This window comes from Rhizobium sp. BK181 (assembly GCF_014193305.1).
GTDB lineage: Bacteria > Pseudomonadota > Alphaproteobacteria > Rhizobiales > Rhizobiaceae > Rhizobium.
In genome coordinates this window covers 217,076-229,449 of record NZ_JACHZA010000002.1, presented here as the reverse complement: position 1 = coordinate 229,449, position 12,374 = coordinate 217,076, and the positions used below count along the sequence as shown (strand labels likewise).

The 12,374-nt window shown below is 60.8% G+C and carries 9 protein-coding genes; 4 read left to right on the top strand and 5 right to left on the bottom strand.

Annotated elements, in window-relative coordinates; genetic code table 11:
* Positions 1-5: 5 nt before the first annotated feature.
* A complete protein-coding gene (locus tag FHT77_RS08560; protein WP_183754276.1) occupies positions 6-1,034 on the top strand; it encodes a zinc-dependent alcohol dehydrogenase family protein in 1,029 nt (342 codons plus the stop codon).
* A 171-nt stretch (positions 1,035-1,205) separates the two neighbouring features.
* Positions 1,206-4,691 carry a carbamoyl-phosphate synthase large subunit gene (carB, locus tag FHT77_RS08555; protein ID WP_183754274.1) on the top strand — a complete coding sequence of 1,162 codons (3,486 nt, stop codon included), beginning with the start codon at positions 1,206-1,208 and terminating at the stop codon, positions 4,689-4,691.
* Between the two features lie 52 nt (positions 4,692-4,743).
* On the opposite strand, the gene FHT77_RS08550 is transcribed toward carB, so the two are convergent.
* From FHT77_RS08550 to FHT77_RS08540, 3 genes are read right to left on the bottom strand one after another with little or no spacing between them, the layout of a single operon-like run.
* Positions 4,744-5,775 (bottom strand): alpha/beta fold hydrolase, encoded by a 1,032-nt coding sequence (locus FHT77_RS08550; protein WP_183754266.1) that lies wholly within the window; start codon positions 5,773-5,775, stop codon positions 4,744-4,746.
* A 59-nt stretch (positions 5,776-5,834) separates the two neighbouring features.
* Positions 5,835-7,295 (bottom strand): UdgX family uracil-DNA binding protein, encoded by a 1,461-nt coding sequence (locus FHT77_RS08545; RefSeq protein ID WP_183754264.1) that lies wholly within the window; start codon positions 7,293-7,295, stop codon positions 5,835-5,837.
* The gene (locus tag FHT77_RS08540) at positions 7,295-8,527 is read right to left on the bottom strand and encodes a putative DNA modification/repair radical SAM protein (protein ID WP_183754262.1); all 1,233 of its coding nucleotides are present in this window, start codon (positions 8,525-8,527) and stop codon (positions 7,295-7,297) included. Before FHT77_RS08540 ends, FHT77_RS08545 begins: the two co-directional genes overlap by 1 nt.
* 223 nt (positions 8,528-8,750) lie before the next feature.
* On the opposite strand from FHT77_RS08540, the gene greA reads away from it, so the two are divergent.
* Positions 8,751-9,227, top strand: coding sequence for a transcription elongation factor GreA (gene greA / locus FHT77_RS08535; RefSeq protein ID WP_018857193.1), 477 nt, complete (start codon positions 8,751-8,753; stop codon positions 9,225-9,227).
* Positions 9,228-9,258: 31 nt separating this feature from the next.
* Entirely contained in the window at positions 9,259-10,308 is a 1,050-nt protein-coding gene (locus FHT77_RS08530) for a glycosyltransferase family 4 protein (protein WP_183754778.1), read from the top strand.
* Positions 10,309-10,318: 10 nt separating this feature from the next.
* Here the strand turns inward: FHT77_RS08530 and FHT77_RS08525 are convergent, their stop codons facing one another.
* Positions 10,319-11,341, bottom strand: coding sequence for a glycosyltransferase (locus FHT77_RS08525; RefSeq protein ID WP_183754260.1), 1,023 nt, complete (start codon positions 11,339-11,341; stop codon positions 10,319-10,321).
* The gene (locus tag FHT77_RS08520) at positions 11,338-12,369 is read right to left on the bottom strand and encodes a glycosyltransferase (RefSeq protein WP_183754258.1); all 1,032 of its coding nucleotides are present in this window, start codon (positions 12,367-12,369) and stop codon (positions 11,338-11,340) included. Before FHT77_RS08520 ends, FHT77_RS08525 begins: the two co-directional genes overlap by 4 nt.
* Positions 12,370-12,374 lie beyond the last annotated feature (5 nt).

Sequence of the window (12,374 nt, the reverse complement as noted above, 5' to 3'; positions counted from 1 at the left end):
AGGCGATGAAGGCGGTGCGGCTCGAAGCGCCAGGGAAGCTGGTTCTGTGCGAGATGGAACTGCCAGAACCGGCTCAAGGCGAATTGCTTGTGCGCGTGGAGGCCTGCGGCATCTGCGGGACCGATCGCCATCTGTTCAAGGGAGAGTTTCCTTCCAATCCACCAGTTACGCTCGGCCACGAGTTCAGCGGGATCATCGAAAAAATAGGCGGCAGTGTCAGCGGCTTTCGCGAAGGCATGCGCGTCACCGGCGATCCCAACATTGCCTGCGGCCGCTGCCCCGAATGCCAGCGCGGCCGCGTCAATCTGTGCCGCAAATTGCAGGCGATCGGCATCCATCGCGACGGCGGTTTTGCGGAGTATGTTTGCATACCGCAGCAGCAGGCCTTCGAGTTGCCCGATGCACTGCCTCCCCTCCACGGCGCCTTTTGCGAGCCGCTTGCATGCTGCATCCACGGAGTCGACCTCGCCGAAATCCGCACCGGCTCTTCCGTGGTCGTGCTTGGCGGCGGTGTGATCGGATTGCTGGTCGTCCAGTTGGCCCGGCTGGCGGGAGCAACCAATGTCGTCCTCTTGACCCGCAGCGAGGAGAAGCGTCGGCTCGCCGAGGAGCTTGGAGCGACCGCCAGCGCAGACCCTTCGACGGGTGAGGTCGTCGCGCACCTGACGGCGACGGACGGCGTGCTGCCCGGCGGCGCAGACGTCGTGATCGAATGCGCCGGCGTTGCCGAGACGATCGAGCAGGCAGCAAGCCTCGCACGTCGCGGCGGCACGGTTGTGATCCTCGGCGTCATGTCGCAGGGTGTGAAGGTCGCGATCGAGCCGTTCGATCTCCTCTTTCGCGAGATCAAGCTCACAAGCTCGTTTATCAATCCCTTCACGCACCGGCGGGCCGCCGATCTCATTGCGTCAGGCACCATCAAGGTCGAACCGCTGATCTCCCGTCGAATCGGCCTCGAGGAGGCCGTAGAAGTCATCTCCAACCCTGCTCGAAAAGGCGAGATCAGGGCGCTCGTGGTGCCGGGCATCCGCTAGGCTCCGGCAAGAGCCGCCAATTCCTGTCGATTCCGCAATTTATGGGGTTCCGTTTACAAATACATTTGCCTATAAGCCGCTTCTAGCCTGAAAACACCATCATATGCGCGACCCGGCCGGTTCCTCCCACCCTGGCCGGCTTTCTGCGCAGCTAGAAAACGGAAAACGCCGATGCCGAAGCGCCAAGACATCAAATCGATCCTCATCATCGGCGCAGGACCGATCGTCATTGGCCAGGCTTGCGAATTCGACTACTCCGGCACCCAGGCCTGCAAGGCGCTGAAGGAGGAAGGCTACCGCGTCATCCTCGTCAACTCCAACCCGGCAACAATCATGACCGACCCGGGCCTGGCCGACGCGACCTATGTCGAGCCGATCACCCCCGAGGTCGTGGCCAAGATCATCGCCAAGGAACGTCCCGACGCGCTGCTGCCGACCATGGGCGGCCAGACCGCGCTCAACACCGCACTCTCCCTGAAGCGCATGGGCGTTCTCGACCGCTACAATGTCGAGATGATCGGCGCCAAGCCCGCCGCCATCGACAAGGCCGAAGACCGCGCCCTCTTCCGCGAGGCGATGGAAAAGATCGGTCTCGAAACCCCGCGCTCGATGCTTGCCAACGCCACCGACATCAAGGACGCCGACCGCAAGACGCATGAAGCCGAGCGCAACAAGTTGAAGGAAAGCCTCTCCGGCGCCGAACTCGACAAGGCGCTCGACGAGCTGGAAAACCAGTGGAACCTCGGCGAGACCGACCGCAAGCAACGCTACATCAGCCACGCCATGGCGATCGCTGCCCAGGCGATCGACGTCGTCGGCCTGCCCGCCATCATCCGCCCCTCCTTCACTATGGGTGGCACCGGCGGCGGCATTGCCTATAACCGCTCGGAGTTCTTCGAGATCATCGGCGGCGGCCTCGACGCCTCGCCGACGACGGAAGTTCTGATCGAGGAATCGGTTCTCGGCTGGAAGGAATATGAAATGGAAGTCGTCCGCGACAAGGCGGACAACTGCATCATCATCTGCTCGATCGAAAACATCGACCCGATGGGCGTCCACACCGGCGACTCGATCACTGTCGCACCGGCCCTGACGCTGACCGACAAGGAATACCAGATGATGCGTAACGCCTCGATCGCGGTTCTGCGCGAGATCGGCGTTGAAACAGGCGGCTCGAACGTTCAGTTCGCCGTCAACCCGAAGGATGGCCGCCTCGTCGTCATCGAAATGAACCCGCGCGTCTCGCGCTCGTCGGCACTGGCCTCCAAGGCCACCGGCTTCCCGATCGCCAAGGTCGCTGCCAAGCTCGCCATCGGCTACACGCTCGACGAACTCGACAACGACATCACCGGCGGCGCCACTCCTGCCTCGTTCGAACCGTCGATCGACTACGTCGTCACCAAGATCCCCCGTTTCGCCTTCGAGAAGTTCCCGGGCGCCTCGCCGGTCCTGACCACAGCCATGAAGTCCGTCGGTGAAGTCATGGCAATTGGCCGCACCTTCGCGGAATCGCTGCAGAAGGCGCTGCGCGGCCTCGAAACCGGCCTGACCGGCCTCGATGAAATCGAAATCCCGGGTGTCGAAGAGGGCGAATCCAGCCAGAACGCTATCCGCGCCGCGATCGGCACGCCGACCCCGGATCGCCTGCGCATGGTTGCCCAGGCGCTGCGCCAGGGCATGAGCCCTGAGGAAGTCCACGAAGGCTGCAAGATCGACCCGTGGTTCATCGCCCAGTTCAAGGCGATCGTCGACATGGAAGCCCGCATCCGCGAGCATGGCCTGCCTGCAGATGCCACGAACCTGCGCACGCTGAAGGCCATGGGCTTCTCCGACGCCCGCCTCGCCACGCTGACGGGCAAGCGCCCGAAGGAAGTCGCCGAACTGCGCAACAGCCTGAACGTCCGCCCGGTCTTCAAGCGCATCGATACCTGCGCTGCCGAGTTCGCCTCGCCGACTGCCTACATGTACTCGACCTACGAAACGCCTTTCGTCGGGGAGCTTCGCTCTGAAGCCGAAGTCTCCGCCGCCAAGAAGGTCGTCATCCTCGGCGGTGGCCCGAACCGTATCGGCCAGGGCATCGAGTTCGACTATTGCTGCTGCCATGCCGCTTTCGCTCTCCGCGACGCCGGCTATGAAGCGATCATGATCAACTGCAACCCGGAAACGGTCTCGACGGACTACGACACGTCAGATCGCCTCTACTTTGAGCCGCTGACGGCCGAAGACGTGATCGAAATCCTGCGCGCGGAGCAGGAAAAGGGCGAAGTCGTCGGCGTCATCGTGCAGTTCGGCGGCCAGACCCCGCTGAAGCTCGCCGAAGCGCTCGAGAAGAACGGCATCCCGATCCTCGGCACTGCGCCTGATATGATCGACCTTGCCGAAGACCGCGACCGCTTCCAGAAGCTTCTGATCAAGCTCGACCTGACGCAGCCGAACAACGGCATCGCCTACTCCGTCGAGCAGGCCCGCCTGGTCGCCACCGAAATCGGCTTCCCGCTGGTCGTGCGTCCGTCCTACGTCCTCGGCGGCCGCGCCATGCAGATCATCCACGCCGAGAGCCAGCTGCAGACCTACCTGCTCGACACCGTTCCGGAACTGGTGCCTGAGGACATCAAGCAGCGCTACCCGAACGACAAGACCGGCCAGATCAACACCCTGCTCGGCAAGAACCCGCTGCTCTTCGACAGCTATCTGTCGAACGCCATCGAAGTCGACGTCGATTGCCTATCCGACGGCAACGACGCCTTCATTGCCGGCATCATGGAGCACATCGAGGAAGCCGGAATTCATTCCGGCGATAGCGCCTGCTCGCTGCCTCCGCGCACGCTCTCGTCCGAAATGATCGACGAGCTCGAGCGCCAGGCAAAGTCAATGGCCAAGGCGCTCAACGTCGTCGGCCTGATGAACGTCCAGTTCGCCATCAAGGACGGCACCGTCTACGTGCTGGAAGTGAACCCGCGCGCCTCGCGTACCGTTCCCTTCGTCGCCAAGACCATCGGCGCCCCGATCGCCAAGATCGCCGCCCGCGCCATGGCCGGCGAGAAGCTCGATCCGCTCTTCGCCGCCTATGGCGAGAAGCCCGATCCGCGCAACCTGAAGCACATCGCCGTCAAGGAAGCCGTCTTCCCGTTCGCCCGCTTCCCCGGCGTCGACACGCTGCTCGGCCCGGAAATGCGCTCGACCGGCGAAGTCATCGGCCTCGACACCGATTTCGCGCTGGCATTCGCCAAGTCGCAGCTCGGTGCCGGTGTCGAACTGCCGCGAGACGGAACGGTCTTCGTTTCGGTCCGTGATGCCGACAAACCGCGCGTCCTGCCGGCCATCCGCGTTCTCGTCGGCGAAGGCTTCAAGGTTTTGGCAACCGGCGGCACGCAGCGCTTCCTCGCCGAAAACGGTATCACGGCAACGAAGATCAATAAGGTCCTGGAAGGTCGTCCGCATATCGAGGACGCGATCCGTAACCGCCAGGTTCAGCTCGTGATCAACACGACCGACGGCAACAAGGCGATCTCGGACTCCAAGTCGCTTCGTCGCGCGACGCTGATGCAGAAGGTCCCTTACTACACCACGATGGCCGGCGCCGAGGCAGCCGCCCAAGCCATCAAGGCGCTGCGGGCCGGCAACCTCGAAGTTCGCCCCCTGCAAAGCTACTTCTGATAGGGAGGGCCGGCCATCGCGCCGGCCTTTCTTTTTCGGACAACCAGAACGGCTAGATCCGCGCTCTCGCGTCCTGCGCGTCCGCCTTGACGTCCCAGGCATCTTGAAAGGCCGGACGCGGCCGATCCTGCAAGATCAGCTTGCCACCTTGTTCACGGCGCGTCGGAATGGCGTGACGATTGATCGCGCCTTCCAGCGTCATGGCGAGGTCGCGGGCAAAAACCCGATTGCCGATGTGCCATGAGTGTGTCCAGGAACCAATCTGCGGCTGCGAGGCGGGATTGACCGTATTGAAGTATTCCCCGCAGTTGACGTCCAACGCTTTGGCGTTGACGTCCGCTGGCAGCCCAACGCGACCAACGCGCGGCGCAACACCAAGCCTCTTCGCGTTTGAGACGGCAAGGACCGAATCGAAGGGATTCGAGTAGTTGGTGAGCCGCATGATCCGACGGAACATCGGCTGGTTCCAGTCGCTGGCAAGCGACAGGCTGCTTGTGGAGACATCGCCGCCGATGAAGGCCACCTGACCGACGCGCCAGTCCGCCTTGAAGAGATCGCCGTGCTTGTCCGACTGTGCAAAGGCATCCATGATCACGTAACAGCCGGTTGAATGACCCAGCAGATGCACATTGGTTTCACAGCCGGACTGCTGGCTCTGCTTCAGGAGCCGGATGCCCTTCGTCACGAGCTCACTCGCGACAGCCGCGGCATCCGATCGGTCTTCCAGATAGTTGAGTGTCTGGTTGTCGCTCGGCCAGTCGAAGGCCACGATCTCGCCATGCCAGCCTTCCGCGCGCAGATCGGCGCGAAGCTGCCGGATGCGCTTCAAGACAGTCGGGATGTCGTTGTTATAGCCATGCACGAAGATCAGCACATCGCCCCGCGGGCCGATCGAATTCGGGTTCTCGTCGCCATCCGCGAGCCCCTGCACCTCCGCGACCCAATCCTTGGCACTCGATACCGCCTGACGCGCATCGTAGCTGTCGAGCGTGGAAGGCACCTTCAGAAACTTTATCGGTCCAGGTTCGGCAATCAATGCATCGCCTGCACGCTTTCTGGCACTGATGATATAGTTGTCGCTCATCTTCCCCTCCTGCGCCAACCAGCCCATATCGCCTTAGGCGATCATATCAACTTACAGATTCAACTCGAAGACGCCAATTCTGAACCGATGCGCGCAATATCGCTACGGAACCGTTCGACTTCCTGTTGCCGCAGGCCTTCATCCGGCAATCGCAGCAGAAAGGAGGGATGGACGGTGACGAACAACTGCCGACCGCCCTCAAGCGGTATGAACTCGCCCCGCGCATCCTCAAGCTTCTGTTGCCAACCCGTGAGCGCAAAGAGTGCCGTCGCCCCCATTGCGACCACCAGCTTCGGCTTGACCAGCTCCAATTCCCGGTCGAGCCACCAGCGGCAATGCTCTACCTCTCCCCGGTTCGGCTTTTGATGGATGCGCCGCTTGCCGCGCGGTTCATATTTGAAGTGCTTGACTGCGTTGGTGACATAAAGCTCCGCGCGATTCATGCCCGCTGCCAACAAGGCCTCGTCGAAAACCCTCCCCGCCGGACCGACAAACGGACGCCCGGCAAGATCCTCCTGGTCCCCAGGCTGCTCGCCAACAAACATGATTTCCGCGTCCTGCGGTCCCTCCCCGAAGACTGCCTGTGTCGCCTTGGCATGCAATGGGCAGCGGCTGCAGGCCGCCGCCTGTTCGCGAAGCGCCTCCCATGTCCCTTCAGCAGTAGATGGCGCAGTCTGCAGGTTGCGGGATGCCGCCTGAAGCTTGTCGTGGAAGGCAGGAGGCATCGTCGCCTCACGCCTGGCCATCGCCAGCACCCGCTGCTCGGCATTCGCGATGAGGTCGGGAATCAACTCCGCCTCGGGCATATTCTTCCAGTATTTCTTCGGCATCTCCGCCTGCATCGCCTTCACCTTCAGGCGCGCAGGATTGAAAATATTAGCAAAATAGGTCTTCCAAAGTTCATCGGCAGGATCGGTAAGGTCAGGTTTGGTGCAGGGCTCATCGCTGAGTGATAACCTCATGCCATCCCAGCTCGCCGAACCCTTTGGCGTCAGGATCATCCAGTCCATGTCGTTGAACCGGCGCTGAAAGAACGGCGCCTTGCGCGTGACGATGTGATGATCCGGCTCGAACCAGGCGAGAAACTTCCGCCTGCCATTCACGGAAATGCCGGATCCCACTTCCTTGAAGCGAAGGAAAGCCGTCATCTTGTGGGCATCGCGGCGAACGTTTTTTTCCATCAACCGCGCAACCGAAACGTCTTCGTCGGACGCCACCGATAGCAGCGACTTGTCGGACTGAAGCCGCCACAGCAGCCGATAGAGAAGAAAGAAACGGACGGGATCGGAATGGCAAATCACCGCTGAAGCAAGATCAATAAACGCCGGAGGCACTGTCATCGACCGACTGCCGGACACGGGTTGCGGAGGCAATACGTCGCGCTCCCAGAAGAGCTGCTTCTCACCGCCTTCTTCACTCCATTCTATGTCCTCCGGGGCAACGCCGGCACAGGCCAGCGCGCGGGCGGCATTGCGCCATTCGTCGAAGTCGCCCCTGCCCTTCAGAACCACGCGGCGCATCAGAGCAGCGTCAATTGCTCGGGCGGCGGCTCGAACATCGTCCGCAAATCCGCTCGATCCGCCAGTTGACGTGGCGTCCAGCCCTCTGCCGTCACAAAAGCCTGCACTTTCTTGATCGAGACACCGAGTCTGGAGAGGTCGTCCAAACGCAGCCTCCGGAAGCGACGGGCCGAAAGGATCGCCTTCACCGTTTTGGTTCCGAGCCCCGGCACGCGAAGCAGCCGTTCTCGCTCCGCCTTGTTGACGTCGACTGGAAAGTCGGCGCGATGGCCGAGCGCCCATGCAAGCTTGGGATCGAGATTGAGATCCAGCATTCCGCCAGGCCGCGTCGCGGTGATCTCCTCGATCTCGAAACCGTAGAAGCGATATAGCCAGTCTGCTTGGTAAAGTCGGTGTTCACGCATCAGTGGCGGCTTGATCAGAGGCAGGTTCTTCGAGGAGTCCGGAATGGGGCTGAAGGCGGAATAGTAGACCCGCTTCAGGCCATAGCTGCCATAGAGCTGCGCACTCGTCCCAAGGATCGTCGCATCGTTTGCCCCATCGGCACCAACAATCATTTGCGTGCTCTGACCGGCAGGCACAAAACGCTTGCGCGTCTTCGATTGGAGCGTCGGCTCGTCTGCCGCCTCTATCTTCAATCGCAGGTCCCCCATCGAACGGCGGATGTGTGAGGGCCTTTTTTCCGGCGCAAGGCGCGCAATGCCGCTGTCCGTCGGAAGCTCGATATTCAAGGACAGACGATCCGCGTAAAGCCCTGCCTCTTCAATGAGATGGGCCGATGCCTCCGGAATCGACTTCAGGTGTATATAACCGCGGAAGTCATGGGAGACGCGTAGTTCGCGAACGACACGGACCATTTGCTCCATCGTATGATCCGGGGAGCGGATGATGCCCGACGAGAGAAACAACCCCTCGATATAGTTGCGGCGATAGAATTCCAACGTCAGCCAAACCACTTCCTCCGGTGTGAAGCGCGCCCGTTCTACATTGCTGGAGGACCGATTGATGCAATACGCACAATCGTAAATGCAGAAGTTCGTCAGGAGGACTTTCAATAGCGATATGCAGCGTCCATCAGGCGCATAGGCGTGGCAGATGCCGGATCCCTCGGTGGAGCCAAGGCCGCCACTTTTCGCCGAATCGCGCTTTTGTGTTCCGCTGGAAGCGCAGGATGCGTCATATTTTGCTGCATCCGAGAGAATTGCCAATCGTTGTTTTAAAGACTTCCTCATCTTCATGTTCACTATATGTTCTTGCTCAAAAAGTCAATCGAGGTTGGTTTCCAGCCACTCCGACCGGCCTCCGGCCAGCGATACGAATTTTATGGAAATCCGCGGTGGCGATCTGCTATAACCGCAAAAGTTAGGATTGTTGCACGGTTCCGAGGTTCCCCCTCGGGACCTGTTTTCTTTTGTGTCCGCGGCTATGTGGATACGGGGAGTGAAGGACAAAAAAATGGTTGATAAGGTACCGATGACGCAGGGTGGTTTCGTCAAGCTGCAGGAAGAACTGCGCTGGCGTCAGCAGGAGGAGCGTCCCCGGATCATCGAGGCAATCGCCGAAGCCCGTGCGCATGGTGACCTCTCGGAAAACGCCGAATACCATGCTGCGAAGGAAGCTCAGAGCCACAACGAAGGCCGTATCAGCGAGCTCGAGGACCTGACCGCGCGTGCCGAGGTCATCGACCTGTCGAAGATGTCCGGCGACAAGATCAAGTTCGGCGCGAAGGTGAAGCTCGTCGACGAGGATACCGAAGAAGAAAAGACCTATCAGATCGTCGGCGATCAGGAAGCCGACGTTAAGGCCGGACGTATATCCATCTCCTCCCCAATCGCGCGTGCGCTGATTGGCAAGGAAGTCGGCGACTCCATCGAAGTCAATGCGCCCGGTGGCTCCAAGGCCTACGAAGTCCTTTCCATTTCCTGGGGCTGATTGATCCGTGGACGGTCGCGGCCAGCCGGCTATCGTCAAGGTCAGTGACGTCGAGATTATTGCGCCTAACTTCAAGAAGCGGCTCTCCGGCGTCACGTCCACCATCATTCAGTTGATCCCGGTCCAGCGCGCACTCGGCGAGAAGATTGCAGCCCTTGGACCGGGTCTTCCGGCATCCTTGCCGCACATCCGTTTTCGTGACTTGCCGAAGCTATGGCGGGCGCCGCGCGGCAAGCGGTTTCGCATATGGCACGCCCGTCGCAACATCGAAATGCTGCCGGCCATCCTGATGCGCGATGTCTTGCGCATGCCGCTGAAGATCGTCTTCACCTCGGCGTCCCAGCGCCGCCACTCCGGCTGGACGAAATGGCTGATTTCGAAGATGGACGCGGTGATAGCAACAAGCGGCAAGACGGCGAATTATCTCGAAGTGCCGAGCACCGTCGTTCTCCACGGGATAGACACAACCCGTTTTTCGCCGGCAGATGATAGGGTAGCGGCCAAACGACTGCTTGGTCTCGACGAGACGAAGAAGATCGCCGGCTGCTTCGGTCGCGTTCGCCATCAGAAGGGCACGGACCTCTTCGTCGACAGCATGATCCGGTTGCTACCGTCCCGGCCCGACTGGGTCGCCATCGTTGCCGGACGCGCCACGGCACAACACGTCGAGTTTGAAAACGAACTGAAGGCGCGGGTTGCCTCTGCCGGCCTCTCCGATCGCCTACTATTCGTAGGCGAGCACACCAACATCAACGACTGGTATCGTGCACTCGATATGTTTGTCGCACCGCAACGCTGGGAAGGCTTCGGCCTGACGCCGCTCGAAGCGATGGCGACCGCCGTTCCCGTTGTCGCGACGGACGTCGGAGCCTTTCCGGAACTGCTGCTCACCGGTGACCAGGAAACCGGGATAATCATCCCGCGTGACGATCTCGATGAGATGGTACTGGCCGCTGCCCATTTCATGGATGACGACGCCCGTCGCCAAGAGGCTTCACTCCGCGCGAGGAACCACGCGATAAGCGCCTTCAGCATTGAAGGCGAGGCCCGGCGACTTGGCGCGGTCTACACGGCCCTATGACCGGGGACCGTCAAGGCTTGCGCTTGAAGAGTTCAAGATAGGCGTCGGCAACAGCGCCTTCAGAAAACTGCCCCATCAACGTGTCCCGCCCACCGGCGGTCACCTTTGCCGCCAGCAAGGGATCATTGATCAAACGCTCAATGGCCTTCGAAAAACCGTCGGTGTCGCCGATCTCAACAAGAAGTCCGTTCTCGCCGTCCCTCATGAACCACGACGGCCCCTCTGAGCGGCTGGAAACGACGGGTTTGCCCTGCGCCCAAGCCTCCAGAATGACGTTGCCAAGCGGCTCATGGTTCGAGGGCATGACGAAGATGTCGGCAGCCGCCACAAACGGCCGCGTGTCTTTCTGCCATCCGAGAAACCGCACCCGGTCCGTCACACCGAGATCTGATGCGACTTTTTTGACGTTTTCCAGTTCCTCGCCCTCGCCGGCGAGCCAGAGATAGACGCCCGGCAGCTTCGCCACCGCTGCCGTCAACAACGCGAACTCTTTCCGCGGCACGAAACGCCCCATGGACATGACGACGGGCGCGTCCCGTGGCGTGTCGAACGCGGCACGATCGACCGGGGCCACTTGCTCGGTGCTCGTGAAGTTCGAGATCACCTCAACTCTACGCGTCCAACCGATTTCGCGCACATGGTCGGCAATGCCGGGTGTGTTGCAGACTAGAATGTCGGAGTTCTTGAAATACTTCAGATCGGTCGGATAATCTCCCAACCTGGAGATCTTGATGCATCCCTTGTAGTTCGGCATCAATTCGCTCGCGCGTGGCGCCCAGGCCATGATTGCATCCGGCCGAAGCCGTCGCGCACCAAAGGCGACTTTCAGCGGCAACAGGATCCGATCCAGCGACACATTCCGAAAATTGCTTTCCACGATCGCCATTGAAGCCGGCATGTCCTTGCGCCAGATCCGGTTCGGTCGAATGACTGCGCTCTGCTCGACACCGCGCCGAGCCAAGGCGTTGACGAGGTGCACGAAGAACCGCTCGGCCCCGCCATCCTTGCCAAAGTGGAAATGCATCACCTTCACGGCGCACTTGTCCCCGTCTCGAACAAACGGATGTAGGCCTGCGTGATCGCGTCTTCGGAAAACCGGTTCTTAAGCGTCTCCTGACCGCCGTCGATCAATGCGGTGCGCAGGTCAGGCTCATCGCGAACGCGTGCGATCGCATTCGCGAGACCGTCGACATCGCCGCAATCAACCATCAGGGCATCCTTGCCGTCTGTCATCACCCAGCTCGGGCCTTCGGCGCGAGAACCAATCGTCGGCTTGCCAGCGCCCCACCCTTCAAGGCATACATTGCCGAGTGGCTCGTGCAGCGACGTCACGGTGAATACATCGGCGGACGCAAGGTAGGCGTAGGCATTGGTCTGCCATCCCGCAAAGCGGACACGCTCCCGCAGGCCGAGTTCGTCGGTTAGCTTTTCAAGGTTTTCGCGCTCCGGCCCATCCCCCAGCAGCCACAGAAATGCGCCTTGCGTCTTTGCGATGGCCTTGATCAGCACATCGAAGCCCTTCCGCCTAACGAAGCGACCCATGCCGATGACGACGAAAGCTTCGGCGGGTGTTTGCAGTGCTTCCCGGGCAATCGGCTCGCTTGGGGTCGAGCGGGTAAAGTTTGCAATGACTTCCACGCCGCGCGTCCAGCCGAGTTCGCGAACGCGCTTGCCTATATCGGGTGTGATGCAGACGAGCGTTTCGGAATTGCGATAGTAGCCGAGGTGCTCTGGATAATCACCGAGCCGCGAAATGCGTCGAGCGTTCTTGTACCGCGGCATGAAGCGGCTTGCGCGCAATTGCCACGACATGATCACGTCAGGCTGAAAATCGTTCAGGATAGCGCGCATGCGCGCCGACAAGATGAAGCGCGAGAGCGAAATGCGCCGGAACGTCCCCTCATAAACCTCACCACATTTTTCAATGTCCTTGCGCCAGCTGCGATCGGGACGAATGAGCGCGCGTTGCTCCACGCCACGATCGTGGAGCGCATTGACGAGGTTGACAAAGAAACGTTCAGCTCCGCCCTCCTTGCCGAAATGGATATGCATCACCTTCATCGCGA